The 26,000-nt window shown below is 68.9% G+C and carries 18 protein-coding genes; 6 read left to right on the top strand and 12 right to left on the bottom strand.

The features are described from left to right. Window position 1: 1 nt before the first annotated feature. Entirely contained in the window at window positions 2-1,540 is a 1,539-nt protein-coding gene (locus tag ABGB08_RS08705; RefSeq protein ID WP_347588180.1) for a hydantoinase B/oxoprolinase family protein, read from the top strand. Between the two features lie 43 nt (window positions 1,541-1,583). Further along, window positions 1,584-2,261 carry an urea carboxylase-associated family protein gene (locus ABGB08_RS08700; RefSeq protein WP_347588177.1) on the top strand — a complete coding sequence of 226 codons (678 nt, stop codon included), beginning with the start codon at window positions 1,584-1,586 and terminating at the stop codon, window positions 2,259-2,261. Between the two features lie 73 nt (window positions 2,262-2,334). Here ABGB08_RS08700 and ABGB08_RS08695 read toward each other — a convergent pair whose 3' ends face one another. From ABGB08_RS08695 to ABGB08_RS08675, 5 genes are all read right to left on the bottom strand, one after another. Continuing rightward, window positions 2,335-3,417: a Gfo/Idh/MocA family oxidoreductase gene (locus tag ABGB08_RS08695; protein ID WP_347588175.1), complete on the bottom strand. Its 1,083-nt coding sequence runs from the start codon at window positions 3,415-3,417 to the stop codon at window positions 2,335-2,337. Continuing rightward, window positions 3,402-4,097: a ThuA domain-containing protein gene (locus tag ABGB08_RS08690; RefSeq protein ID WP_347588171.1), complete on the bottom strand. Its 696-nt coding sequence runs from the start codon at window positions 4,095-4,097 to the stop codon at window positions 3,402-3,404. The genes ABGB08_RS08695 and ABGB08_RS08690 overlap by 16 nt, the downstream gene beginning before the upstream one ends. A gap of 110 nt (window positions 4,098-4,207) precedes the next feature. After that, window positions 4,208-5,224 (bottom strand): hypothetical protein, encoded by a 1,017-nt coding sequence (locus ABGB08_RS08685; protein ID WP_347588168.1) that lies wholly within the window; start codon window positions 5,222-5,224, stop codon window positions 4,208-4,210. A 123-nt stretch (window positions 5,225-5,347) separates the two neighbouring features. Continuing rightward, on the bottom strand, window positions 5,348-8,584 hold the full coding sequence (locus tag ABGB08_RS08680; RefSeq protein ID WP_347588166.1) for an AAA family ATPase: 3,237 nt from the start codon (window positions 8,582-8,584) through the stop codon (window positions 5,348-5,350). Window positions 8,585-8,973: 389 nt separating this feature from the next. Beyond that, complete coding sequence (locus tag ABGB08_RS08675; RefSeq protein ID WP_347588164.1) at window positions 8,974-10,326, bottom strand: DUF1996 domain-containing protein; 1,353 nt, start codon at window positions 10,324-10,326, stop codon at window positions 8,974-8,976. 262 nt (window positions 10,327-10,588) lie between these two features. Here ABGB08_RS08675 and ABGB08_RS08670 point away from each other — a divergent pair, with 262 nt between their 5' ends. Continuing rightward, window positions 10,589-11,215 (top strand): Uma2 family endonuclease, encoded by a 627-nt coding sequence (locus tag ABGB08_RS08670; RefSeq protein ID WP_347588161.1) that lies wholly within the window; start codon window positions 10,589-10,591, stop codon window positions 11,213-11,215. On the opposite strand, the gene ABGB08_RS08665 is transcribed toward ABGB08_RS08670, so the two are convergent. After that, window positions 11,184-13,661, bottom strand: coding sequence for a glycoside hydrolase family 3 C-terminal domain-containing protein (locus ABGB08_RS08665; protein WP_347588159.1), 2,478 nt, complete (start codon window positions 13,659-13,661; stop codon window positions 11,184-11,186). The genes ABGB08_RS08670 and ABGB08_RS08665 overlap by 32 nt on opposite strands. Before the next feature lie 336 nt (window positions 13,662-13,997). Here ABGB08_RS08665 and ABGB08_RS08660 point away from each other — a divergent pair, with 336 nt between their 5' ends. From ABGB08_RS08660 to ABGB08_RS08650, 3 genes are all read left to right on the top strand, one after another. Further along, window positions 13,998-17,393 (top strand): discoidin domain-containing protein, encoded by a 3,396-nt coding sequence (locus tag ABGB08_RS08660; RefSeq protein WP_347588157.1) that lies wholly within the window; start codon window positions 13,998-14,000, stop codon window positions 17,391-17,393. A gap of 114 nt (window positions 17,394-17,507) precedes the next feature. Further along, complete coding sequence (locus tag ABGB08_RS08655; RefSeq protein ID WP_347588155.1) at window positions 17,508-19,340, top strand: hypothetical protein; 1,833 nt, start codon at window positions 17,508-17,510, stop codon at window positions 19,338-19,340. Between the two features lie 192 nt (window positions 19,341-19,532). Continuing rightward, on the top strand, window positions 19,533-20,003 hold the full coding sequence (locus tag ABGB08_RS08650) for a hypothetical protein (protein ID WP_347588153.1): 471 nt from the start codon (window positions 19,533-19,535) through the stop codon (window positions 20,001-20,003). Between the two features lie 32 nt (window positions 20,004-20,035). Here ABGB08_RS08650 and ABGB08_RS08645 read toward each other — a convergent pair whose 3' ends face one another. The 6 genes from ABGB08_RS08645 to ABGB08_RS08620 form a co-directional block, all read right to left on the bottom strand. Next, window positions 20,036-21,997 (bottom strand): hypothetical protein, encoded by a 1,962-nt coding sequence (locus tag ABGB08_RS08645; protein WP_347588151.1) that lies wholly within the window; start codon window positions 21,995-21,997, stop codon window positions 20,036-20,038. Further along, on the bottom strand, window positions 21,997-22,299 hold the full coding sequence (locus tag ABGB08_RS08640) for a hypothetical protein (RefSeq protein ID WP_347588149.1): 303 nt from the start codon (window positions 22,297-22,299) through the stop codon (window positions 21,997-21,999). The genes ABGB08_RS08645 and ABGB08_RS08640 overlap by 1 nt, the downstream gene beginning before the upstream one ends. 119 nt (window positions 22,300-22,418) lie before the next feature. Beyond that, on the bottom strand, window positions 22,419-22,991 hold the full coding sequence (locus ABGB08_RS08635; protein WP_347588147.1) for an ATP/GTP-binding protein: 573 nt from the start codon (window positions 22,989-22,991) through the stop codon (window positions 22,419-22,421). Further along, window positions 22,972-23,325 carry a DUF742 domain-containing protein gene (locus ABGB08_RS08630; protein ID WP_347588145.1) on the bottom strand — a complete coding sequence of 118 codons (354 nt, stop codon included), beginning with the start codon at window positions 23,323-23,325 and terminating at the stop codon, window positions 22,972-22,974. Before ABGB08_RS08630 ends, ABGB08_RS08635 begins: the two co-directional genes overlap by 20 nt. Next, window positions 23,315-23,728 (bottom strand): roadblock/LC7 domain-containing protein, encoded by a 414-nt coding sequence (locus ABGB08_RS08625; protein WP_347588143.1) that lies wholly within the window; start codon window positions 23,726-23,728, stop codon window positions 23,315-23,317. The genes ABGB08_RS08630 and ABGB08_RS08625 overlap by 11 nt, the downstream gene beginning before the upstream one ends. Beyond that, the gene (locus tag ABGB08_RS08620) at window positions 23,721-25,946 is read right to left on the bottom strand and encodes a nitrate- and nitrite sensing domain-containing protein (protein ID WP_347588141.1); all 2,226 of its coding nucleotides are present in this window, start codon (window positions 25,944-25,946) and stop codon (window positions 23,721-23,723) included. The genes ABGB08_RS08625 and ABGB08_RS08620 overlap by 8 nt, the downstream gene beginning before the upstream one ends. Between the last annotated feature and the right edge of the window lie 54 nt (window positions 25,947-26,000).

Genomic DNA, 26,000 nt, shown 5'->3' with positions numbered 1-26,000 from the left:
CATGATGACCTGGGATGCCGCGACGCTGCAGATCGTCTGGCAGCGGCTGATCTCGGTCGCGGACGAGATGGCGGCGGTGCTGCTGCGGACGGCGTTCAGCTCCGTCGTCCGCGAGTCCAACGACCTGGCCTGCGCGGTGCTCACCGCCGACCTGGACCTGCTGGTCGAGTACGGCAGGTCGGTGCCGGTGTTCACCGGGACGGTGGCAGGCACGGTCCGGGCCATGGTCGAGGAGATCGGCCGGGACCGGCTGGAGCCGGGCGACGTGCTCGCCACCAACGACCCGTGGGTCGGCAACACCCACCTGCCCGACCTGACGGCCGCCACCCCGGTCTTCCACAACGGGGAGATCGTGGCGTTCGTCGCCAGTATCTGCCACCTCTCCGACATCGGCGGCGCCTCCGAGGGCGCCTTCGCCCAGGACATCTTCGAGGAGGGCTTCTGCCTGCCGCCCGTGAAACTGGTCGAACGCGGGACCCCGAACGCGCTGATCCGGCGGATCCTGGCCCGCAACGTGCGGGTGCCGCGGCAGGTGCTCGGCGACGTGGACGCGCTGGTCGCAGCCAACGCCCTCGGCGTGCGGCGGATCACCGCGATGCTGGCCGACGACCCCGACCTGGACCTGACCGAGGCAGGCCGGCGGATCTGCGCCGCGACGGAGTCCGCGGTGCGCACCGCCATCCTGGGCATCCCCGACGGTTCCTACGGCGCCACGGTCGAGCTGGACGGGTTCGAGGAGCCCAAGCAGATCACGGTGACCGTCGAGGTCGCCGGGGACACGATGGTGGTGGACTACGCCGGCACCTCCGGCCAGAGCAGGTACGGCATCAACTCCGGCTCGCCGACCCTCGGCTACACCCGGTACGGCCTGGCCTGTCTGCTCGCGCCCGACCTGCCCAACAATGAGGGCGCGCTCCGCCCGGTCACGATCAGGATCCCGGACGGCTCGCTGCTCAATCCGGACAAGCCGGCTGCGCTCAGCGCCAACTTCCCGGCGCACGCCATCCCGGCCGTGCTCTCCCGTGCGCTGCTCGGCCCGCTGCCTGCCAGGGTCGCGGCGGCGGCCGGCACCCCGTTCTGGGTCGTCGGCGTACGCGGCAGGGACGACGCCGGCCCGTTCGCCTCGCTGCTGTGCTTCAACGGCGGGCAGGGCGCGTGCGAGGGCCAGGACGGGCATCCCACGCTCAGCACGCCGAGCAACGTCTCCAACACCCCGGTGGAGGTGATCGAGGCCCAGACGCCGCTGCTGGTGGAACGGAAGACGATCGTGCGGGGCTCCGGCGGCGCGGGGGCCTGGCGCGGCGGCGACGGCCAGGAGGTCGTGCTGCGCAGCCTGCATGACGAGCCGCTGGACATCGTCTTCCTCACCGAACGGATCGACCATCCGGCGCCCGGCCTGGCGGGCGGCGCGGACGGCCTGCCCGGCGCGCTGCGCATCGACGATGTGCCGGTCGCCGAGCCCAAGAGCCGGACGGTCCTGGCCCCCGGGTCCCGCATTCTGCTCCGCACCCCCGGCGGCGGCGGATTCGGCACGCCGTGACGTCCTTTTCATCCCGCCTATTGAGTCCCATGGAGACCATGCAATGACTGACGCCATGACCGGCACAAAGACCGACACCGGGACCACCGACCGCAACGGCTGGACCTCGACGGGCACCACCGTGGTCCCGCCGCGTGGCAGGCTGGCGCTCAAGCTTCGCGCCGGGCAGATCCTGACCGTCGTCGACGTGCGCGGCCAGCAGGTGATGGACCTGATCGCCGCCATGGTGGATGACCAGGACGAGCGCCTGTCCTGCATGTTCTCCCGGGTGAGTTCCGGCAGATGGGACCTGAAGGAGGGCCACGTGGTCTACTCGACCAAATGCGCCCCCATGTTCCGGGTGGTCCACGACGACAACGGCATCCACAACATGACCGGCGGCTACTGCTCGCAGTGGTCCAACGCCATCCGGTACGGCACCGGCCAGACCTTCACCTGCTACGACAACCTGACCGCCGACTGGGTGGAACTCGGGCTGGACACGCAGAAGATCTCCCCGGACATGTGCATCTCGCTGTTCATGAACATCGCCCACCACCCGGACGGGCGGATGGAGATCAAGGAACCGACCACCTCGCCCGGCGACCGGATCGTCCTGGAGGCCCTCGCGGACGTTTACGTCGGCCTGTCGAACTGCCCCGAGGAGCACAATCCGTGCAACGCCTACCACCTCACTGAGATGGAGGTGACCGTGAGCGGGGGACCGGCCGACGAGACGTGATCAAAGTGGCATACGTCCAGGTCAGCGCCTCGTGGCCGGGCCCACTTGGGCCACTGGTCGCCCGCGTTCGACTTTAGCAGGGTTCCGTCAGGGGGACCGGGTCGGGGCGGGCGCAGGTGGTGGTGATGGGGATGGCCTGGGCTGTGGTGGTGGAGGTCAGGAGGGATTCCATGATGTCCAGGACGTGCAGGGCCAGCGGTGCTGACGCGCGGGGGAGTTCGCCGGGTGGCGTGGTTGTGAGGTCGGCCAGGCCGTAGCCCCGGGAGGCGTTTCGGTAGCCCGCCAGGGTGGGCAGGGCTTGCCAAGTGCCGTCGATGGGGTGGATGAGGACGTCGCCGTCGAATGTGTTGGGGTCGGGAACGATCAGGGACGCTTTCTCGCCGTGGACTTCGATGGGGGCCGCCCTGGTCGCGGCGGCGTCGAAGCTCATCACCAGCGTGGAGAGAGCGCCGGAGTCGTGGATGAGGATTCCGGTGACGTGCGTGTCGACGGTCACGGGGATCGTCGTGCCCGCGCGCGGGCCTGAGGCGATGGTGCGCTCGGGGCGGGCATGACCGGCGGCGCCGATCACCCGGCTGACGGGGCCGAGCAGGTGGATCAGGGCGGTGATGTAGTAGGGCCCCATGTCGAGAAGCGGACCGCCGCCGGGAGCGTAGTAGAAGTCAGGGTTAGGGTGCCAGCGTTCGTGTCCAGGAGTGACCATGATCGCGGTGGCGGCGATGGGCGCGCCGATCAGGCCGTCGTCGACGTGCCGGCGGGCGGACTGGACGCCCGTGCCCAGGACGGTGTCAGGCGCGCAGCCGAGGCGCACCCCCGCGGCTGCCGCGGCGCGCATGACCTGCAGGGCCTCGGCTTTGGTGGCGGCGAGCGGCTTCTCGCCGTACACGTCCTTGCCCGCGGCGATCGCGGCCAGCGCCACGCCGGCGTGCGCGGCCGGGACGGTCAGGTTGAGCACCACATCCACACCGGGGTCGGCGATCAGCTCGGCCACGGGCAGGGCACGGGCGTCATTGGCCACGGCCACCGCCTCCGCCCGCGCGGCGTCCAGGTCCGCCACCGCCGCCAGGCGCAACCCGGGCAACCGCCCGATAGTCGTCGTGTACGCCCCTGAGATCGCCCCGCACCCGACGATCCCGACATTCACCTGCTCGCCCATACCATCCCTCGCTCGATGACGGTACGGACGCTGGGGTCCCGGAGCACGTTCAGGTCATGGCCGGGCGTGGCGACGAAGACGCGGCCCGCACCCCAGCTCCTGGTCCAGATGGCGGGCACGGTGACCGCGCGATTCCAGGGGGCGCGGGCCGGATGGGTGGTCGTCGCGAGCACGTCGTTGTAGTCGTCGGCGAGCACCCAGTACTGCTCGGTGACGAGGTCGAAGTCAGCCAAGCCCGTGGTGATCGGGTGATCGGCCGCTTCGGGCAGCATGGTCACGCGATACGGGATGAAACAGTTGTCCTGCGCGCCGTCCACCTGCTCGTGCGGCGGCTTCGCCGGATGGCAGGCGAACTGGCCGCCGACCAGGTGCAGGTAGTCGGGGTTGTTCCGGAAGGAGTCGACGATGCCGCCGTGCCAACCGGCCAGACCGGTCCCCGCGCTTACGGCGGCCGACAGCCCGGAACACTGCTCAGAGGTGATCTCGCCCATCGACAGGCACTGCACGATCAGGTCGACGGTCGCCATGTACGCGGCGTCCGCGTACGGTTCCGGCGAATCGCACACGCGTACGTCGAAGTGCTGGTCGCGGAGGTAGGGGATGAACAGGTCGGTGGCGGCGACCGGCTGGTGCCCTTCCCAGCCGCCGCGGACCACAAGGGCATTCCGGTTCTCGTTCACGAGGCCAATCCGGTCAGGAGACTCCACTGCCGGAATTATCCCCGAATAAGCGGATCAGAGGAAACCCTTAACGGTCCGGGCGGCGGGGGTTACCGCCCGGACCGACCGGTTTACGGCCTGGGGCGGCCGTAGTCGAGGGGGAGGGCCTGCAGGCGTTCGACCGGGATCTCGGAGAGCACGAGGTATTTCTCCACGCCGTCGGGGACCAGGTCGGTGGGGTCGAAGAGCAGGGTGTAGGGGTCGACGCCGCCGTTGTGGGCCATGTACGGGCGAGGATCTTCGGCGTAGGTGACCAGGGCGCCGCCCTTGTCGGTCATGATCAGGCCGTACTCCTGCATGGCCCGGGCGATCGTGCGGGCGGCGGGGCTGGTGAGGGTGCTGACGTCGAAGGTCGGGTCCAGGCGGAAACGCTGGCCCTCGCACGGGATGTCGGCGCCTTCGACCCAGCCGTCGTTGCGGGAGGCCGGCCAGGAGTTACAGTTCGCCCGGGTTCGCACCGTGACGATGTTCAGGGCGTGGTCGATGCGGCCGCGGCGGAGCTCCTCGATCCGGATCGAGAACGCGCCGAAGGGCAGGCCGGTGGCGGTCGCGCCGAGCGGGTTGTCGAAGATGCCGGGGTTCTTGGAGTAGTGCTCGATCTTGCCGCCCCAGCAGGCTGACCAGTTCCCGGCGGCGTCCTTCTCGGCGCGCCAGAAGTCCCAGTAGGTGTCGGTGGACGGCTGGTAGATCGCGACCGAGGCGTCGGTGCCCTTGGAGACGATCATGTCAGGTGGGGTGGGGACGGCGGCCAGGCTGTCGGCGATCACCGGGGCCAGGTGGGGGAGGTTGAGGCAGTCGGAGAAGGTCCACTTCTTCTTCGGGGTGTGGCGGCCGACGGTGTAGATGGGGGCCGAGTATTCGTCGGTGTTGATGGCCCACGAGCCGAAATTCTGTTCCTTGTCGAGCTTGATGTTGTCGACGATGGCCTGGGAGTTGGGCGCGAGCCGTACATAGCGGGGGATCTTCGTATTCCACGGGCCCTTGGCGGAGAAGCCGTTGGTGGGGCCGTGGTGGGACGAGGCGAGCGAATGGCCGGGCAGGGCCAGGATGGCGGTGGCGATCAAAGCGATCACCGATCGTCTGCGCATGAGGGGTCAGGCCTCCTATTAATGAGAAAGACGTGATCTGGCAGCCGCAGCGGCGGATCACCTCGTCGGTGGCCATGCGGCTGGTTGGGACGGGTTTCTCGTTAATACGGGTGGGTTTGACGATCAGCGTAGGTCGCGGGTGCTGCCGGGGCTTCCGGGGTGAACCCCAGGGATTTCGTGTGGCCACCCTGGTTCTGGCAGCACTTGGCGGAGTTCGTCGCGGGTGGTGATGTCGAGTTTCCTGAACACGTTGGTGAGGTGGAATTCGATGGTCTTCACGCTGAGCACCAGGCGTTCGGCGACCTCCCGATTGGAATTCCCGGCGGCGGCCAGGGTGACGACCGCCCGTTCGGCGGGGGTGAGCGCGGCCAGCGCGGCCGGGGGCGCGTCCAAGGTCATTCCGGCCTGGCCGGCGGCGTCCAGGGTCTGGATTATGTAGGCGTTCGCGCCGATCGCGGTGAACCGTTCAATCGCGACGCGGAACGAACGTTCGGCCCCCGCGCGGCGGCCCAGCGCGTGCAGGCACCGGCCGACGGACAGCTCGATCCGCGCCGCTTCCAGGCGCATGCCGGTCTCCCGGGCGATTCGCAGGGCGACGCGGTATTCGTCCAGCGCCTCCTGATGCCGTCCGGAAACGGACGCGATCTGGGCCTTCACCCGGGCCACACACATCTCGACCGACCTGCGGCGCGACGACCCGAGCCGGACCTGGAACCGCGCCAGCGCTTCGGCGGCTTCGGTGACCCTTCCCAATCGCGAAAGCGCGTCCGCCCGCACCGGCCCGAGCAGGTGCGTGCCGGGCTCCTCCACCGGATAGATCGCCTCCGCCTCCTCGGCCGCCGCCAGCAGCCACGCCGCGTCATCCCTGGCCTGAGCGAGTACGGCTTGCGCCGCCGCCGCGTACACGATCCCCGCCGGGGTTCCGACCTGGCGCGCCCACCGGCTGGCCCGCTCCGCGTGAGCCTCGGCCCTGGCCCATTCCGCCTGCGCCGCGAGCGGATAGCAGGCGATCGCGTGCAGCATCGCGTAGTCCCAGACGCGGCTGTTGTCCTCCGCGTCACCGACCGCGAGCTCCGCGTGCAACACGGCCTCGCCGAGCGCGCCCAGCCGGTATTCGGCCTCCCCGAGAAAGCCCAGCGCCTGCCCCACCCGCAACGGCTCGCCCCGCGTAGCCCGGTTCACCGCCGCCGCCAGATCGCTCCGGCCGCCCTCCAGGTCATCCGTCCACAGCCGGATCATCCCCCGCGCCACCAGCCCGTCCAGCCCCGACGGCGCCCCCGGCGCGTCCACCCCCGCGAGCGCGGCAAGCGCCTCCCCGCTCCGCCCGACCACCGCCAGCCCGATCGACTTCGCGAACCACGCGAACGCCGCGACCCATGGCACCTTCGCGGTCGCCACCGCCGTCGTCGCGTGCTGGATCATTTCCGGGTACGACACGGTCAGCACGCCGAGGATGGTCAGCTGGGACGCGATCCTGGCCTCCAGATCCACGGGCTCCCGCTTGTGCCGTTCACCCGACACCAACGCCCGCCGCAACGCCATCGCCGCTTCGGCAACCTGCCCGGTCAGCAAAAGCTGATATCCAAGCACATAGTCGGCCCACCGCCGGATACCGTCCCCGGACGGCAGGTCGGCGGCCTCGCCCGGCCGGGAGATTCCGGCTCCCGGCGACCGGTCGGAGATCTCGCTTTGTAGTTGGATGCCGCCTTCCGATGCGAGGCTGGCGACCTCGCCCGGTCGAGGGATTTCGTCCCCCGACGGCCGGTCGGCGATCCCGCTTTGTCGCTGGATGCCGCCTTCAAATGAGAGGCCGACAACGCCGCTCGTTCGAGGGATGCCGCTGTCCGATGACGGTCCAGCGATCTCGCTTTGTCGTTGGATGCTGCTTTCCGATGCGAGGCTGGCGACCTCGCCCGGTCGAGGGGTTTCGTCCCCCGATGGCCGGTCGGCGATTTCGCTTTGTCGCTGGATATCGCGCTCCGACGAGAGGCTGGCGACCTCGCCCTGATATTCCAGGCTTGTCGCGATATCCCCTGCTACCAGCAACGCCTCGACCGCCGCCAGTAGCCGAGGTCCCCGCGTCGGCCCTGCTGGCGTCAGTTCCAAGGCATGGCGCCACAGCATGGCCGCTAGTGGTATCCAGCCCTGCGCCAGTTGCTCCCGTGCCGCCCGTTCGACATCTCTGGCCAGTTCCTCGTCCTGCCCTTCGGCACCGGCGATCCGATGCCATAACGCTCCGGCACCACCCCGCCGCGCCGCTCGCCGGTGCAGCTCGCGCCGCCATCCGCGATCGATCTCGTGATAGACCAGCCCTCGCACCATCGTTCCGGGAAATCCCAGCTCCATTCCTGCCGAGCCGGGCACCTCCTCCAGCAGGCGCAGCTCGATCGCCTCGGTAACGGCCTTCCTGAAGATCTCCTCGGCAACGGTCGATCCGGGTATATCACCCCGGTCCGGCTCGATCGCCTCCGTGGCGAGGGTCTGCGTTTCCACCAGGGTGCGGAGGGCGGTGAGGGTGGATTTGGTGCCGAGGACGGCAGCCGCCGCGAGGACATTTCGGGTGGCAGGGGAACATCGTCCGAGGTGGGATCTGAGGGTGGTGGTCAGGGTTCGGGGAGCGGGGAGAGGGCCGTGGCCGTAGTTGATGGCGTGGAGGGGGAGTTCGTTCAGGAGATGGCGGGCGTGCAGGGGGTGTCCGCCGGTGTGGGTGTGGAGGCGGGCGGCGCCGCCGGGGGAGAGGCCGGGGTGGCCGTGATCGACGGCCAGGCGGATCAGGTCGGGGGCGGTCAGGCCGTGGAGGGAGAGGCGGAGGCCCCGGTCGGAGTCGAACAGGCGGCGCCAGTTGTCGTCGAGGGCCGGAGCGGGGCCGTCGTGGATGATGCGGTCGAGCGGGCCGGGCGTCTGGTGGATCACGATGAGCAGGATCGGGTCGGCCAGCAGGCGGCGGGCGGCCAGGCGGATGGTGGCCAGCGAGAGCCGGTCCGCCCAATGGGCGTCGTCGATGACGAGGACCAGGTCCTTGCGGTCCTGCAGCTCGCGGGCCAGCGCGTGGCCGATGAACACGGGATCCGCGCGCGCCTCCCAGGGGGTGCTCGGTGACCCGATCGCCGGGAGGGCTTGAGCGATCTGGGTGAGCACACCCCAGGGGAGATCGATCTCCGCTTCGTCGCCGCTGGCCCAGACGAGGGATTCCGGTTTGGCTTCGCGGAGGAAACGGCGTACTAATGCGGTTTTCCCGATACCCGGATCACCGTCAATGCTGATGATCCGTGTCTCGCTGTGCTGGGCGCTCTCCCAGGCCTGGTTGAGAACGGCGAGTTCGCGTTCCCGCCCGACGAAACCACTTTCCGGCACGATCACGCCTCGCCTCCGTGGACAACCGTCGTACGCACGATTGAACCGCTGAACGGCCGTTAAGGCGGAGCGTTCGGTTTGATCGGCGGTGGTTGGACGCGGCGGCCGTGGATTCGGGTCGATGCGTCGAATCCCATTCACCGACAGTGCCACAGGGCATCGCGGAAGGACACGGTCAGACGTCGGCGGCGTGCATGTCGGTCGGCACCGCCATTGAGGCGAAATATCGAGCTAAATCGGCATATGTGGGGCACGTGCCCGGGCCCGGGTGCGCCGGGTGCCGGGTCCGGGCACGTGCGGTCAGCGTTTCGTCGGGGTCAGGATTCCTCGGGTCAGGATTCCTCGGGTCAGGATCTTGCGGGGTCAGGGTTCTTCGCGGTCGGTTTTCTTCGGGGTCAGGGGAGTTCGAAGGCGGGGGTGAGGGCCGCGCCGCGGTGGGGTTTGTACTGGTCGTAGCCGCGTGGGTTGCACTGGAGGCCGCCGTTGATGCAGTGCGTGACCAGGGCCTGCAGGATGGCGGGGTTGTCCCAGGCGTTGAAGAAGTCGTAGTGCCAGGTGTAGCCGCGCCCGCTGGAGAGACGGGCCTGGGTGAGGTCGCCGCTCGCCGGGAAGGCGATCTTGAATTCGAGCATCGGCACGGGGACCGGGTGGGACTCCGGGCAGTAGCCGCTGACCGGGTAGGACATGTGAGACTTGTGGTTAGCGCTGTCCAGGTTGACGCCGTCCCAGCAGCTGGGCGCCTGGTAGCGGACGTTCACCTGGCTCCCCGCCGGGCAGTTAGTCGGAATATCCCAGCTAAAGGAGATATTTCCGCATTCGAAGCCTTCGACGGTGCCGGGGGAGTCGCGGAACTGCTCCAGGGTCGCGGTCGGGCTGCCGACCACGAACCGCAGGCCCTGCGGGAACGACTGGACCCGCCAGTATTCGAGGATGCCGGACTTGTAGTAGATGACCTGGTCACCGATGGGCTGGATCAGGTCGGCGCCCTTGTAGAAGCTCGGGAACCAGTAGGCGGAGCGGTCGTGCGGGTTGGTGCAGGAGGTGCTCCCCGCGAGGAGGGACGCCGCCGTGCTGCTCGCGTTGGTCGTGGTGTTGCCGACGAAGGTGTGCATGTGGGACGCGCCCGGCAGGCCCGGGTAGACGATCGGGTCGTCCGGGCGGTTCTGAGTGAAGGCGCAGTTGGCCTGGAACTCGTGGTGGGTGACCTCGTCGGTGAAGGTCGGGCTGGGCATGGGGGTGGAGCCGCTGCCGCCGGTGCCGTACACCTTGAACTCCCAGAGGGAGTAGCCGTAGCCGGTGCCGCGGGCGGTGCCGTACATGCGGACGTAGCGTCCGGAACCGGTCACGTTGAGGGTCTGGGTGCCACCGGTGCCGGTCGTGGTGGAGTAGATGTCCGTCCACGTGGTGGTGTTGGGGGATGTCTGGATCTTGAAGCTCTTGCCGTACGCGCCTTCCCAGGCCAGCACGACCTGGGAGATCGTCGCCGTGGCCCCGAGGTCGACCTGGATCCACTGCGGATCGCTGAACGCGCTGGCCCACCGGGTCCCGTTGTTCCCGTCGACCGCCGCCCCGGCTCCGTAGCCCCCGCCCTCAGTGGACGACGCCGAAGCCGGCCGACCCTGCGACAACAAACTGTCCGCCGCCGCTGCCGCGCTGCTGACAACGGCGAGACCCGCTGCGACCAGCGCGACGAGAGTAGCGATGACCAGGCCTAACTGGTATCGCCCCGATCTCCTGGATGGATGCACAGCCTCTCCTTATGCATGGGGGGTGCCCCGCCGTCCGAACAGACCGCGAGGGGGAGAGCGCTCTCCACGTGAGATTGGCCCCCTGCATCCGGAATTGTCAAGACGTGCAGCTCCACATTTCCGAAACATCCAGTTCACAGCCCTGAAACCGGATTCAAGAAACGGGTGCGCCATGGGAGAGCGCTCTCCATTCAGCTACCGCAGGTCACGCTCCACCCGGACAATAGGCTTGTCAGGTCCGGACATGATGAGGTGAGGCCTGATGCCAGCACTGCCGGATGACAGCTGGCTGCTCAGCATTCGTCCTCAGCCTGCATGCGTCACCGCCGAGGACTATGAGGCGCTTCCGGAGGAGATCGCAAAGGCCATCGAAATCGTGGACGGCTGCGTCGTGTACTGCGCGGTCCCCACCCCTGATCACCAGACCGCAGGCAGGCGCCTGGCCAACCTGCTGGAACGTCATGCTCGCGTGGCGATGGATAATGGCCACGAGCCCATCACCGTGAACAATGACATCGATCTCCGGCTGCGGGATGTCCCGCTGCTCAACCGTCGTCCCGACGTGGCGCTCTATCGCTGTCTGGACAGAGATCAGGGCGAACGGCTGCGCGCCGAGCATGCGCTCCTGGTGGTGGAGATCGTGTCTCCCGGTTCGGAGACCCAGGACACGACCGACAAGCTCGGTGAGTACGCGAAAGCAGGCATCCCGCACTACTGGATCGTCCGGCTCGATCGCACCGGCGTGTCGATCATCGAGCGTTATCGACTCGACCGGGCGACGATGCTCTACAAGCACACAGGCACCTTCATGAAGGACGAGGCAGGAGGGCCTCCTGCCGTCGCCAATCCCATCCCCATCAGCGTCGACTGGGCAGATCTGCAGTTCTGACTGTGATGGTTGTGCGGAGCGGGAGGGTGTTGGCGTTCGGGCCGGACAGGATGGTGAAGGTGCCGGGTTCGGTCTGCCAGGAGTGGTGGGTGGGGGACCAGTGCTGGTAGGAGCGGGGGGTCAGGTGCAGGGTTACTTCGGTGGATTCGCCGGGGTTTGCGGTGGCGGGGGTGTAGGCGGCTAGCCAGCGGTGGGGGCGGGGGTTGGTGGTGGGAGGGGCGGAGAGGTAGAGCTGGACGAGTTCGCGGCCGGGGCGGGGGCCGGTGTTGCGGAGGCGTACGCGGATGGTCAGGGGGTTGTCGGCGGTGATGGACTCGTACGACCAGGTGGTGTAGCCGAGGCCGTGGCCGAACCAGTAGGTGGGGGAGTCGGGGCGGCGGAGCCAGGCGCGGTAGCCGATGTCGAGGGATTCGGTGTAGTCGAGGGTGCCTGCGGCGGGGGTGGTTGTGGCGATGGGTGAATCGTTCCAGGTGGTGGGGAGGCGGCCGCCGGGTTCTGTGCCGCCGAGCAGGATGTCGGCGAGGCCGTGGCCGGCCTGCTGGCCGGGGAACCAGGTCAGCAGGAGGGCGGGGATCTGGGTGTGCCAGGGCATGGCGATCGGGCCGCCGGAGTTGACGATCACGATGGTGCGCGGGTTGGCGGCGGCGACGGTGGTGACCAGGTCGTTCTGGCGGCCGGGGAGGGCGAGGGAGGTGCGGTCGCGGCCTTCGCTTTCGATCTCTTCGGTGGTGCCGATGACGACGATGGCGACGTCGCAGGTCCGGGCCAGGTCGGCGGCGGCGGCGAGTTCGCGGTCGTCGTCGAGGCGGGGTGGGTCGGCGGCGAGTACGGTGGCGCGGCCGGTGTCGGGGGCGAGTTGCCGCCTGGCGACGAGTTCGACGGGGGTCTGCGCGGTGAGGGCGAGGTGCGCGGTGCGGTAGGGCGGGTGCAGGTGCACGGTCGCGGGGTCGTCGGTGTCGCGCGGGATCTCCTCGTCCAGGAGCGTACGGCCGTCGGCTTCCAGGGCGACGCGCCCCCATCCGGCGACAGCCAGCCGCCAATCTCCGGATATAGCTGGATTTAGCAGGGCGCGGACTTCGACGGTCGCGGCGGAGTCGACCACGGTTGGTTCCAGGAGGCGGCCGGTCAGGCGGTGTTCGGCGTGGATTTCCACTCCGTCGGCGTCCAGGATCCTGACGAGCAGGCCGGGTTCGCCGGTGCCGGGATTGCGGGCGTTCACGGTTTCCAGTGGCGTGGGGAGATCGGTTGTCGACACCCCAGGGGCGTACGCGACCTCGGCGGTTCCGCACAAAGCATCGCGAATGCCATCCAGCGGCGAGACGACGGAATCCGGATATACCCCGGCGCTTCCCCCGCCCTGGATCCGGACGGCCGCCGCGTTCGGCCCGATCACGGCCACCCGCCGCAGGCTTGCGGGGTCGAGCGGCAGCAGGGCGCCCTCGTTCCGCAACAACACACATCCCGCGGCAACCGCCTGCCGCAACAACGCGGCGGTGTGATCGGGAACCGGGTCACCATGACCGCCTCGCGGCGCGAGGGCGCGAGGCCGGTGCTCCTCAGCGGTCGCGTCCATCACGTCATTTCCGCCGGGATCCAGTGCCCCCACGCGCTCGGCCAGGCGCAGGATGCGGCGGACCTTGTCGTCGATGGCGGACTCGGGAACCTCACCGGATCGTACGGCGGCCAGGAGAGCGTCACCCCAGTACGCGTTCGGACCCGGCATGGCGAGATCCTGCGCGGCCCGGCCCGAGGCCAGGGTGGATCGCACGCCACCCCAGTCGGAGATGACGACCCCATCGAACCCCCAGCGCTCCTTCAACGGATCCGCGAGCAGAGGACTTTCCGACATCGTCGTCCCATTTACCGCGTTATATCCGGACATGATGACCCAGGCGCCGGCGTTGACTGCCTCCTCGAAAGGGGCCAGGTAGAGCTCGTGCAGGGCCTGCTCGTCGACGCGGACGTCGACTGTCATTCGCTCGGTCTCGGAGTCGTTCGCGGTGAAGTGCTTGGCGGTGGCTGCCACCCCGCCGGATTGCACGCCCCGGATGTAGGCCGCGCCGATCCGCCCGGTCAGCAGAGGATCCTCCGAGAAACACTCGAAATGCCGGCCGCCCAGTCCCGAGCGGTGCAGGTTGAGCGTGGGCGCCAGCAGGATGTGCACCCCCTTCCGCCGGGCTTCGGCGGCGAGCAGCGCGCCGAGCCGCTCGACCAGGTCCTCGTCCCAGGTCGCGGCGAGCGCGGTCGGCGAGGGCAGGGTCGGCGAGGTGTTCCTCTCGTCCCAGCCTTCACCGCGCACCCCCACCGGCCCGTCAGAGCTGAGCATGGCCTGCAGGCCGATGGCGGGCTCAGCGTGGGTGCGCCACACCGTCGCGCCGGCGAGCAGCCGGACCTTCTGCGCCAGGTCCAGTTTCTCCACCAGGTGGTCGAGCTCGTCGTCGATCACGCCAGGTCCTCTCGTCGAGTACGGAGAGCGCTCTCCATTAAGCCCTAGGGTCAGGGCCCGCTCCGATCCGTGTCAATGGCCAAGCTCAGAACCCCTCACGCCGATAAATCCCGAAAAGCCGATAAATCCCGAAAAATCGTGTGTCGGGAAAGTGAGCGGAACATTTCGGATTGGGACGATTCCCCCTTGACAACCCTTGTCCGGCAGCGCCAATCTCTCGGTATGGAGAGCGCTCTCCCCAACGTTTCCGGTCCCGGCCGGCACCCCCCGTTCCGAGGAGAGCCCGTGCACCCGTCACCCAGCTCAGGCCGTCTGCGATTAGGCCTGGTCACCGCCATGATCGCCGCACTAGTCGCGGCCGGCCTGGCGCTCATCACCCCGGCCCTGGCCGCCGACACCCTGCTGTCCCAGGGCAAGCCCGCCACGGCCTCCTCCTCCGAGGGCGCCGCCTACGCCGCGTCCGCCGCCGTCGACGGCAACCTGACCGGCACCCGCTGGGCCAGCTCCTTCAGCGACCCGCAGTGGCTCCAGGTCGACCTGGGCGCGACAGCCACGGTGTCCCAGGTCGTCCTGACCTGGGAAGCCGCCTACGCCTCCGCGTTCAAGATCCAGACTTCCCCGAACGCAACAACCTGGACAGACATCTACACGACCACCACCGGCACCGGCGGCACACAAACCCTGAATGTTTCCGGCAGCGGGCGCTATATCCGCATGTACGGCACCGCCCGCGGCACCGGCTACGGCTACTCCCTCTGGGAATTCCAGGTGTACGGCACGACCGGCACGCCAACCCCGACCCCCACCGCCACCTGCGACCCCCTCAACATCGCCCAGGGCAAACCCGCCACCGCCTCCTCGATCGAGAACGCGGGAACCCCCGCCTCCGCCGCCGTCGACGGCAACTCCACCGTCACCCGCTGGTCCAGCGCCTACAGCGACCCGCAGTGGCTCCAGATCGACCTCGGCACGACCTACCAGATCTGCAAGGTCGTCCTGACCTGGGAAGGCGCCTACGCCACCGCCTTCAAAATCCAGACCTCCCCGAACGCAACAACCTGGACAGACATCTACACAACCACCACCGGCACCGGCGGCACACAAACCCTGAATATTTCCGGCAGCGGGCGCTATATCCGCATGCACGGCACCGCTCGCAACACCGGCTGGGGCTACTCCCTCTACGAATTCGCCGTCCACGCGGGCACCACCACAAGCCCGAGCCCAAGCCCCTCCCCCTCCCCGTCCCCCGACCCCGTCAACTGGACCGAAGTCTGGCGAGACGACTTCACCGGCCCCGCCGGAACCTCCCCCAGCGCCGCCAACTGGCTCCTCCGCACCGGCACCCAATACCCCGGCGGCGCAGCCAACTGGGGCACCGGCGAAGTAGAAACGATGTCCGCCTCCACCGCCAACGTCTCCCTCGACGGCACCGGCACCCTCGCCATCAAGGCCCTCAAGGACGGCGCCGGCGCCTGGACCTCCGGCCGCGTCGAAACCCAGCGCACCGACTTCGCCCCCCAACCCGGCGAGATGCTGCGCTTCTCCGCCCGCCTCAAGCAGCCCGACGTCACCAACCCTCTCGGCTACTGGCCCGGCTTCCGCGCCACCGGCGCCGCCTACCGCGGCAACTACAACAACTGGCCCACCGTCGGCGAGACCGACATCATGACCAACGTCAACGGCCGCAGCCAGCTCGCCAACACCCTCCACTGCGGCACCGCCCCCGACGGCGTCTGCAACGAGTACAACGGCCGCACCAGCGGTTTCGCCTCCTGCGACGGCTGCCAGACCGGCTACCACGAGTACACACAGATCATCGACAGGACCAAGCAGGACGAGGAGATCCGCTTCTACCTGGACGGCCGCCAGACCTGGGTGGTCCGCGAGAGCCAGGTCGGCGTGACCGCCTGGCAGGCCGCCGTACACCACGGCTTCTACCTCCGCTTCGACCTGGCCATCGGCGGCTCCCTCCCGAACGCGCTCGCGGGCACGACCACACCCACCGCGGACACCACCTCCGGCGGCACGCTCAACGTCGACTGGGTTTCGGTCGCCCGCCAATCCGGGACCACTCCAACTCCGATGACCGACCCCGCCACTCCGGCCGGGCCGAGCGTCGTCCGCGTCACCGGCACGCAGGGCAACTGGCAGCTGACCGTCAACGGCGGGCCGTACGAGATCAAAGGCCTGACCTACGGCCCCCCGCAGGCCGCCGCCGACGGCTACATGCGCGACCTCAAGGCGATGGGCGTCAACACGATCCGCACCTGGGGCGTGGACGACACCCAGACGCCGGTCCTGCTCGACCGCGCCGCCCAGCAGGGCATCAAGGTGATCGTCGGGCACTGGCTCAACCAGGGCGCCGACTACGTCAACGACACCGCGTACAAGACGAGCGTGAAGAACGAGATCGTCGCGCGGGTCAACGCGCTGAAGAACCGGCAGGGCGTGCTGATGTGGGACGTCGGCAACGAGGTCATCCTGACCATGCAGGACCACGGCCTCCCGGCCGATGTGGTGGAGGCCCGCCGGGTGGCGTACGCGAAGTTCGTCAACGAGGTCGCCGACGCCATCCACGCCGCCGACCCGAACCACCCGGTCACCTCGACCGACGCGTACACCCACGCCTGGACGTACTACAAGGCGCACTCCCCGTCGCTGGACCTGCTCGCGGTGAACTCCTACGGCGCGATCGGCACCGTACGCACCGACTGGATCAGCGGCGGCTACACCAAGCCCTACATCGTCACCGAGGCCGGCCCCGACGGCGAGTGGGAGGTCCCCAACGACGTCAACGGCGTCCCGACCGAGCCGACCGACCTGCAGAAACGCGCCATGTACACGGCCAGCTGGAACGCCATCCACGGCCACACCGGCGTCGCGCTCGGGGCCACCGAGTTCCACTACGGCCTGGAGAACGACTTCGGCGGCGTCTGGCTGAACACCTTCACCGGCGGCTGGCGGCGGCACGGCTACCACGCGCTGAAGCAGGCCTATTCGGGCGTGGCCTCGGCCAACACCCCGCCCGAGATCACCTCGATGACGGTGAGCACCCCCACCGCGGTCCCCGCCGGACAGCAGTTCACGGTGGAGGCCAACGCCACCGACCCCAACGGCGACCTGATCAGATACAACCTGATGTACAGCAACAAGCACATCAACGGCAACCGCGGCTTCGACCACGTGCGCTTCACCCAGACCGCGCCCGGCCGCTTCACGGTGACCGCACCGCAGCAGATGGGCGTCTGGAAGGTGTACGTCTACGCGTACGACGGCCACGGCAACGTCGGCATCGAGCAGAAGTCGTTCCGGGTCGTGCCACCGGTGGTCCAGGGCACCAACGTGGCGATCGGCAAGCCGACCACCGCGTCCACATCCCAGGCGACCGGCGACGGCGGCCCCTTCACCCCGAACCGCGCCACCGACGGCAGCTACACCTCCCGGTGGGCCAGCGAGTGGGCCGACCCGCAGTGGATCCAGGTCGACCTGGGCGCGACCACCGCGATCAGGCACGTGCAACTCGCCTGGGAATCCGCGTACGGCAAGGCGTACCAGATCCAGACCTCGCCCAACGGCACAACCTGGACCAACGTCTTCACCACCACCACCGGTGACGGCGGCTTCGACGGCATCGACCTGAACGTGTCGGCCAGATACGTCCGGGTGAACATGACCCAGCGCGGCACCCCCTACGGCTACTCGCTCTGGGAGTTCGGCGTCTACAGCTGATCGGGACGGCCGTCGCGCTCGCGCCGACCAGCGTGAGCGCGACGGCCGCGGGGAACGCATGTCACGATGAGGTCTCGACGCGAACAACGGGCGACATTTCGTGATCTCACTGACATGAGGAGATTGCTGCTCGTAGCAGTCCTGCTGGTGGCCGGAGTCGTCCCGCGCGCTTCGTCCGCCGCGAGTACCGCGAGCCCTCGCTGGCCGTACCCGCAGAAGTTCTGCGACGAGCGGCCCCGCGCGGCCGCCCCCGCCGGTTTCGGCCCGGCGCAGACCTTCGGCGGCGACGAGCACACCAACATCACCGGCGTCGGCTTCGAGCGGCGCGGCGACCGGACCGTGGCGGTCAGCACCGGCCAGGAAGGCACCCTGCGGACCTGGGCGCTGCCGGGGCTGACGCCGCTCGGCGAGCCCGAGAGCGGCGGCGAGATCGGCCGTGAAACCGAGGACGTGCGGACCGGCCGCCTGAACGGCCGGACGGTACGCGTCACGGCAGGGGACGAGCTGCGGGTCGTGGACGCGGGCACCGGCCGCCTGATCGCGCCGATCATGTCTCTCGGCGAGGACAACAGCGTCCACGCGATGGTCTTGTTCACCCTTGGCGGCAGGCTCACCGCGGCCGTGAACGGCAACGGCGGCGACGAGAACGAACCAGGCCCCGACGACGTCACCCTCGGGGACCTCGCCTCGGGGACGAAGGCCGGCAAGATCGACGGCGACTTCTCGACCGTGCGAACGGCGACGATCGGCGGCAGGGCCGTGCTGCTCACCGTCAACCTCGGCGCCGACCGCTACGAGCTCGGGACCGCCTATCCGCCGGCCGGCACGGTCTCGCTCTGGGATCCGGCGACGCGGAAGGAGATCGCCCGGCTGCCCGGCCACCCGCCGCCCGCGCAGCCCAGCGGGTACACCAGCCTGGTCTACGACCAGGTCCAGCTGGCCGTCGGCGACCTGGACGGCCGTCCGGTCGCGCTCACCGGAGGCGGCGACAACGCGCTCCGCCTCTGGGATCTCACCACCGCGACGCAGCTCGCCGCCACGACCCCGATCGGCCACACCGACGAGATCGAGTCCTTCGCCATCGCCGAGCGCGACGGCCGCAGGGTCCTCGTCTCCGGCGGCGCCGACGGCACGGTCATGGTGTGGGACCTGGCCACCCGCCAACGCGTCGAGGTCCTGCGTGACACTGCCCCAACCGTGAAATATCCGCTCTTCACTGACATTCCGGGGATGAAGCCAATTGTCAGTACCTGGGATGACGAGTTGCGTTATTGGGAGCTCGGAGCCACGGGTGCGCTCGAACCGATACTGCCGGGATTGGGCGCCGGCTGGATTCTCTCCTTCCACGGCCACCCCGCCCATCTCGGCGAGGAGTCCGGCCGGGTCCGCCTGCGCGACCTGACCACCCGCGCGCCGATCGGCGCGCCCATCCCGATCACCGGCGAGCAGCCGGTCACCCGCGCCATCGTCACCCGGCTGGCCGACCGAGACGTCGTGATCGACGTCAGGAAGCGGATCAGGATCTGGGATCTGTACACCGGCCGCCGCCTCGGCACCATCCTCGACGTGCGCTCACCCGGCTCCCGGGAGGCCCGGCCCGCCGCCGCCCAGGTGAGCTGCACGACCCTCGTGCTCAGCGGCGCCGGACCCGTCGTCCGCGTCTGGGACCTCCGCACCGGCCGCGAACTCCGCCAGCTCAACGGCCACGGCGGCACCATCGTCCACATCAGGACCGGCGTCATCGGCGACCGCCCGATCGCGGTCACCACCGCCGAAGACGGCACGGCCCGCGTCTGGAACCTGACCGACGGCACCCAGCTCGGCCCGCCGATCAGCGTCGGCCGCCGCTACGGCGTCATCCAGCTGACCTACCTGAACGGCCGCACCCTGCTGATCAGTGCCGGGCGGGACGAGCGGGTCCGGATGTGGGACCTGGGCGGTCAGTGACCGGGATAGTGATCCTTAAATTCGAACAAACATTCAAAAACCAGGATGATGCCGGGGTGGTGGAACGGCTTGACTGGTCATTCGCGTTCATGGCGATAATGCCTAGCCCCGTATTCCGCGCCTCTCGTGATTCCCGCTGGACGTGGCCCGGGACGCGGGGTCCGGGCTTCATGGCGTTGTGGAGGTACGGGGTTGCGTGTCGCGCGGAGTTGCTTTATCGGCCTGCTGGCAGTTGTTGCGGCGACTGGGTGTTCGTCTGGCCCGTCCCTGCCGGAAGCCGGCGCTCAACTCGCCGCGGACGGCAAGGCCGTTATGGCATGGGACAACTGGGTGGACGACTCCATCGACATCACGAACGCGGCCACCAGCGACGTCTCCTGTGATGGCGGGTTGAAGCGCGTCTTCACCGCCACTGGCCAACTGCCGACTCTCAACCCCGATCCGGACAACAAGCTCGACGGAGCGGAAAGGCAGCTCGGAGCCAGATTCACCGAACGAGGATACCTGCCAGACATCAGCGGCCCTGACCAATCAGATCTCATCGACTCGCGCACCATCGTCTGGGTCAAAGAGGCAGCCGGACTCTGGTTCTCCATCACGATTACGCTGCCATCGGATACGAGAATCGCCGTGCAGCTCAACGGCGAGACCAACTGCGAGTAGTCAGCTGGTCGAGCCCGATGTGGGGCGCAGGGCTATTGCTGATTTTCGTGTCTTTTCGCTCTCGCCACGGGCTCACTGCTGGTCACTCCGTCGATCCCGTCTTCGATCTTCTTGTCAAAGGCCGAGCCGTCACCGTCCTCGTCCGTGGAATCCGACCACGCGTCGAACATCTCGAATTTCTTGCTGTCCTTGAGAAGGTCGTCCAGCTGAAGCGGCTTACCGTCCTTCATCAGGCTGGGCGGCCACGGCGGATCGGCGGGATACCCTCCCTCCCACAACCTGGTGGCGATCTCGTAGCGCTGCGCCAGGACCCATTGGTCGCGCGCACTGTCAAGCTTGCCGACCCGGGTGCCCGCCGGGTCTCCATCCTTCCAGGAATCCAGCCCCTTGCCTGCGGTGAACTTGGCCGCCTCCCAGGCGAACAACCAGATCGCCTTCTTTGGATCGGGCACCCTGTCCAGCGTGACTGACGTGGCATCGGCGATGATGCCGCGCATCCTCTCATCAAACTCGTCCATGTCCCCGCGAACCTTCAGCGCCGCCGCGTACTCCATGCCGGCCAGGTCACCGATCGCACTGGCCGTTACCGCGAAGTAGCCGGGATCCTTGGGCGGGCTGTCCCGCACCCCTTCGCCATCGAGACGGGCGGCTTGAACCAGGAGGTCACCGCGTAGCTCGCTCATTGCCTTGTCGAAGGTGTTCGTGTTCTTCTCATCGGCGGCGAAGGTCTTCAGGAAGCCGTAGGTGTGCCCTGTGCTCAGATAGAAGCCCGGCGTCAGCCCTGGAATCGTCGAGAAATCGGGGGGCGCGGTCATCCCGGAGTCACGGAATCGGCCGTCGCCGATGACTGCGCCGGCGAGCATTTCGTGCCTGTAGGAGGCGGCCAGTTCGGCCATGGAGTCCTGAGCGGCGTCCGGCATGTCCTGGCCGAGGGGCGCGGTGGTGGTGATGGTGTCGAAGGCGAAGGCCACCGCGTCGGCGCTGTGCGCGCCCGGCTGCTCGTGGTAGGTGCCCGATCCGCTCGCCAACGCCCGGCCCAGCGCGTCCGCCGTGTCATCCTCAGCCTGCCGGGCGTACTCCAACAGCAGGTTCATTCGCTCCGGGCGGGTCAGCTCCACCTCTGGGCGGCCCATCTCGGCGAACACCGACCGCACGGCCACCGGGTCATCGGCGATCACCTGCAACGCCAGCGCGACCGAGTCGATCGGCAACCCGTAGGCGTGTGACTCCGCCACCCCCACGCCTCGCCAGTCCCGCACCGGGTCGGCCACAAAGTCGTCCAGGACCAGCCGCGCGGTCTGCGCCAGCACCGCCGGGGGCGCGCCTGACCCCGTCAGCAACGCCAGCCGCTGCCAGGCCACCGCCGGGATCGCCGGAGCCGCCAGTTCGCGCCGGTACTCGGCCATCCCCGGCGGCGGTTTGGTGGCCCGCAATGCCGCGCCGAACACCGCCGAGAACGCCGCCAGATCCGCACGCGCCGTCGAACTGCCGGTCTCCATCAGCAGGTTCGGCAGGGCCTGCCGTACCGGCCCGGGCAGCGCCGCCACGAACGCTGCCGACGCGTCCTGGTCACCGGCCAGATGTTTGAGTTCACCGATGTGCTGATGCACCAGTTCACCCTTGAACTTCGCGGTGAAGTCCTTGTTGGACAGGATGCCGGTGCCGAACATGGCGGCCAGGTCCCGGCCTTTGGCGTGCGCCTCGGCCAAGGTCATCGTGACGTCGGGGATCTGTACGAACGCGGCCCTGCCCACCCGGTCGGCGGCTATTGCCAGTTCGTGGCGGCGGCGCATCAATGGCAGTTGGTCCCGCGTCCACGCGCTGATCCGCTCCAGCTCCGTCAACGCCGACGTGTCCACCCCCAGCCGCGCGAACTCCCCCCGGAACCGCTGCACGAACGCCTGCAACGCCTCCGCGTCCGCGTCCATCGAATTGATCATCGCGAGCAGCCGGTCAGGGTCGACCCCACGGAACTCGGAACTGTAAGGCGACATCACAACCGCCCGCTTCGCTGCCGCCGATATGCGTCCGCCGTGGCTTCCGGCACCCTGACGGGCTGCCCGGCCAGGGCGTCGTCGATCGCCCGCTCCATCCGGTCCGATGCCCGCCGGAGCTGGGTCCGCCGCAGGCCGAGGTTGTCACGCCAGCGCCGGGCCTCCGGCCCGAGCCACACCAGCCCGCCGCCCATGTCCTTGTCGGCTTTCGCCAATGTCTGCTCGACCACGTGCAATTCACCGCGAATTCGGCGCTGTAAGTCCAGCAACGCCGTGTGCATCGGATTCGCCGTCTCAACCATCCGGGCCCTCGCTCCCGTACGGATACCGATCCAAGCCGAAGGTCCCATACTCCACCCCCGCGTTGAAAGACCGTTTGGTTATTGACCCTTCCCCTCGCGGAATTTCGCGGCAAGGAGACTTAGGCGGTCAGGGAGGGCGCGTGTTCGCGGGCGTGCCGTACCAGGGTGAGCAGGATCTCCTTCACCGATTCGCGGTCGCGGACGTCGGAAAGCACCACCGGGACGTGCTCCGGCAGTGCGAGCGCTTTGCGCACCGCCTCCGGCGAATGCCGTCGCGCCCCGTCGAAGCAGTTCACGGTCACTACGAACGGGATGTTCCGCTGTTCGAAGTAGTCCACCGCCGGAAACGCCTCATTGAGGCGGCGGGTGTCGGCGATCACTACCGCGCCGAGGGCGCCGATGGACAGTTCATCCCACATGAACCAGAAGCGGTCCTGGCCCGGTGTGCCGAACAGGTAGATCCACAGGCCCTCGCGCAGCGTGATGCGGCCGAAGTCGAGCGCGACCGTGGTAGTGAGTTTCATCTCCACCCCGGTCGTGTCGTCCACCGCCGCGCTGTGGTCACTGAGCAGCTCCTCGGTGTGCAGCGGCTGGATCTCGCTCACCGCCGACACCATCGTGGTCTTGCCCACGCCGAAGCCGCCCGCGACCAGGATCTTGATCGCCAAGGTCTCAGAGCGCGCGTAGTCCATTGAGCACTTCCTGATAGGTCCGCTCGTTCATGGCGGCGGCGGAGGCCACCGGGCGGTCGATCGACACCAGGCCCTCCCGCCGCAGGTCGCTCAGCAGCACGCGGGTGATGTTGAGCGGCAGGCGCAGGTGCACGCCGATATCGGCCACCGTCGTCGGCCGGACGCACATCCGGAGCACCGTGATGTGCTCCGGCGCCAACCCCACCGGCTCGTACGGCATGCCGAGCGTCGTCACCACCGCGACGACGTCGAACGCCTCCCCGATCGGCCGGGCCCGCCCGCCGGTCACCGCGTACATGCGGACCAGCGGCCCCGGGTCTTCCTCAGCGCCCATGAACCTGCCCGCTCGCGGCCCGTGGTCGCGTGCTCAGATGCTCCCCGACCCGTTTCACCAGCATGGTCAGTTCGTAGGTGACCACCCCGAGATCGGCGTCCGCGGCGGTCATGACGGCCAGCCTGGCGCCGTCCCCGGCCGCGGTGACGAACAGGAACGCCGCGTCCAGCTCGATGATCGTCTGCCGGACGCCGCCGACCCCGAACCGCCGCCCCGCCCCTTGGGCCAGGCTGTGGCTGCCGGCCGCGATCGCCGCCAGATGTTCGGTGTCCTCGCGGTTCAGGCCCTGGGAGCCGCCCATCGCCAGCCCGTCCGCGGAGAGCACGATCGCGTGCAGGACACCGGGTGTGCGCCGGATCAGGTCGTCGAGCAGCCAGTCCAGCTCCTTCACGAGTTCAGCCATCCGTCGTGTCCTTTCGTGTGCCGTACAGGTCGGGCTGACCCGTTTGCCTGCGCCCGCGTTCCCAGCCGCGCTGCATGGCCGTCATCAGACCGGCCCGCCGCTCCGCCGTGGACGCGTCGATGTCAGCTTGGTTGCTCGGCCGTTCCGGCTCGGCCCCCCGCAGCTGGGCGGCGAGATGAGTTTGCGGCACCCGCTGCGGCAACCCTTCCATATCGTCGTCTTCGCTCAGGACGAGTGGCGGCGGGGGCGGTGGGGTGCGTGCCGGGGGTGGCGGCGGGGGTGGCTGGTGCCGTACCGGGCGGGTGGGCATGGTTCCGGCGCGCTCGTCGGCGGCGGCCAGCATGCTCGGCGGGATCATCACGATCGCCGTCACCCCGTCGTACGGGGACGGGCGGAGGACCACCTTCACCCCGTGCCGGGCGGCCAGCCGGGCCACCACGAACAGGCCGAGCCGCTCGCTGTCGGCCAGGTCGAACTCGGGCGGTTCGGCCAGTCGCCGGTTGAGCGCCTCCAGCTTGGCCGGCTCAAGACCGAGGCCGCGGTCCTCGATCTCGATGGCGTAGCCGTTGGCGGCGATCTCGCCGCGGACGAACACCCGGGTGCCCGGCGGCGAGAACACGGTGGCGTTCTCGATCAGCTCGGCCACCAGGTGCATCAGGTCGGTGACGGCGGTGCCGACCACGGTCGGCGCGTGCCGCATCTCGTGCACGGTGACCCGGGTGTAGTCCTCCACCTCGGTGACCGAGCCGCGGACCAGGTCGAAGATCGGCACCGGCTCCCGCCAGCGGCGGCTCGGCGCGGAACCGGACAGGATGATCAGGTTCTCGGCGTGGCGGCGCATGCGGGTGGACAGGTGGTCGAGCCGGAACAGGTCCTCCAGCGTCTCCGGCTCCTCCTCCCGGTGCTCCATCACCTCCAGCAGGCTGAGCTGGCGGTGCAGCAGCGACTGGCTGCGCCTGGCCAGGTTGAGGAAGACCTGGCCGACGCTGCGGCGCAGCTCCGCCTGCCCGACCGAGGCCCGCACGGCCTCGCTGAGCACCGAGTTGAACGCCTCGGAGACCTGCTTGACCTCGGCCGTCCGCCCCTCCGCCATGGTGGGGGTCTCCTCGGCCGGGTCCACGCTGTCGCCGCCGCGCAGCCGCCGTACCAGATCGGGCAGCCGGGTTCTGGCGATGGCGACGGCCGACTCCTGCAGGTCGCTCAGCTCGCGGACCAGGCGGCGGCCGAACCGGACCGAGACCAGGATCGACAGCACGACCGCGATCAGGCCGAGGCCGCTGATCAGCGCGGTCCTGGTGAACACGGCGGTGATCCGGGACTCGGCGTCGTCGAGCGCGCGCTCGATGGCGGCCGCGGTGACCCGCTCGATGGCGGCGCTCACCTCGCCGGCGTCCCGAACCCACTGCTCCAGCTCGTACGGCAGTTCGCCCGGCGTCGGCACGAACGCGACGATGCGGTCCTCGCCCGCCACCACCCCGCTGTACACGGGCAGCGCGAAGATCCGCTCCAGCTCCACGCGCAACTCCGGGCTCAGGTCGCTGTGGCCGTTGCGGAGCAGGAACTTCCGGCTGCTGGCCAGCTCGCTGAAGGCCGTGTGGGTGGACGGCGCGAGATCCTTCTTGGCCACCGCGTCGGCGATCAGGCTCTGCTCGCGGGCCAGCAGGTCCACCGCCAGTTCGAGCGACCCGAGCGAGCGGATCTGCGAGTACTGCTCCAGCGACATGCCGTCGTTGCGGGCCAGACCGGCCATGAAGCTGTAGATCTCGTCCACCAGGTCGCTGTAGACGCGCATCGCGGTCAGGCCGGTGCTGGTGCCCGTGTCGACCGACCGCCGGGTCGCCGACAGCCCGTCCAGCTGGGTGATCAGTTCGGTGGTCTGCTCGGGCAGGGTCTGCGGGTCCTGCTCGGCGGTGGCCGCCCGGAACACGTCCAGGGCTTTGTCCGTGGCCCTGCGCTGCCTGGTCAGCTCGCCGCGCGCGCGGTCATCGTCGTCGTCGTGGAGCGCGACAACGCTGAGCCTGCGTTCTTCGCGGATGTTGTTGTTGAGGTCCTCCACGGGACCCAGATAGGAGCTGTAACGTGCCGCGATCCCCAGCAGCGTGGTCGCTTCGCCGATGGCCGTGACCGCCGTATAGGCCCAGATCGCCGTCAGCGACAGCAGCGGGACCACGAGCAGGGAGAACGCCTTGGACCGGATGGTGTCACGTCTGAAACCCATGGCTCTCGTCTCGCTCGGGTGCTGGCGCCATCATGCAGCGCCCCCGAACGCACG

It is taken from the genome of Acrocarpospora sp. B8E8, from assembly GCF_039871605.1.
Taxonomy (GTDB): Bacteria; Actinomycetota; Actinomycetes; order Streptosporangiales; family Streptosporangiaceae; genus Acrocarpospora; species Acrocarpospora macrocephala.
The sequence above is the reverse complement of the archived record's forward strand: the minus strand, read 5'-3'. Positions and strand labels throughout refer to the sequence as shown.

Excerpts from the sequence above, each read along its gene's own strand:
- ABGB08_RS08645 (WP_347588151.1), bottom strand. The coding sequence starts at position 21,997 with ATGTCGCCTTACAGTTCCGAGTTCCGTGGGGTCGACCCTGACCGGCTG.
- ABGB08_RS08640 (WP_347588149.1), bottom strand. The coding sequence starts at position 22,299 with ATGGTTGAGACGGCGAATCCGATGCACACGGCGTTGCTGGACTTACAG.
- ABGB08_RS08670 (WP_347588161.1), top strand. The coding sequence starts at position 10,589 with ATGCCAGCACTGCCGGATGACAGCTGGCTGCTCAGCATTCGTCCTCAG.
- ABGB08_RS08635 (WP_347588147.1), bottom strand. The coding sequence starts at position 22,991 with ATGGACTACGCGCGCTCTGAGACCTTGGCGATCAAGATCCTGGTCGCG.
- ABGB08_RS08655 (WP_347588155.1), top strand. The coding sequence starts at position 17,508 with ATGAGGAGATTGCTGCTCGTAGCAGTCCTGCTGGTGGCCGGAGTCGTC.
- ABGB08_RS08685 (WP_347588168.1), bottom strand. The coding sequence starts at position 5,224 with ATGCGCAGACGATCGGTGATCGCTTTGATCGCCACCGCCATCCTGGCC.
- ABGB08_RS08660 (WP_347588157.1), top strand. The coding sequence starts at position 13,998 with ATGATCGCCGCACTAGTCGCGGCCGGCCTGGCGCTCATCACCCCGGCC.
- ABGB08_RS08620 (WP_347588141.1), bottom strand. The coding sequence starts at position 25,946 with ATGGGTTTCAGACGTGACACCATCCGGTCCAAGGCGTTCTCCCTGCTC.
- ABGB08_RS08705 (WP_347588180.1), top strand. The coding sequence starts at position 2 with ATGATGACCTGGGATGCCGCGACGCTGCAGATCGTCTGGCAGCGGCTG.
- ABGB08_RS08700 (WP_347588177.1), top strand. The coding sequence starts at position 1,584 with ATGACTGACGCCATGACCGGCACAAAGACCGACACCGGGACCACCGAC.
- ABGB08_RS08625 (WP_347588143.1), bottom strand. The coding sequence starts at position 23,728 with ATGGCTGAACTCGTGAAGGAGCTGGACTGGCTGCTCGACGACCTGATC.
- ABGB08_RS08630 (WP_347588145.1), bottom strand. The coding sequence starts at position 23,325 with ATGGGCGCTGAGGAAGACCCGGGGCCGCTGGTCCGCATGTACGCGGTG.
- ABGB08_RS08695 (WP_347588175.1), bottom strand. The coding sequence starts at position 3,417 with ATGGGCGAGCAGGTGAATGTCGGGATCGTCGGGTGCGGGGCGATCTCA.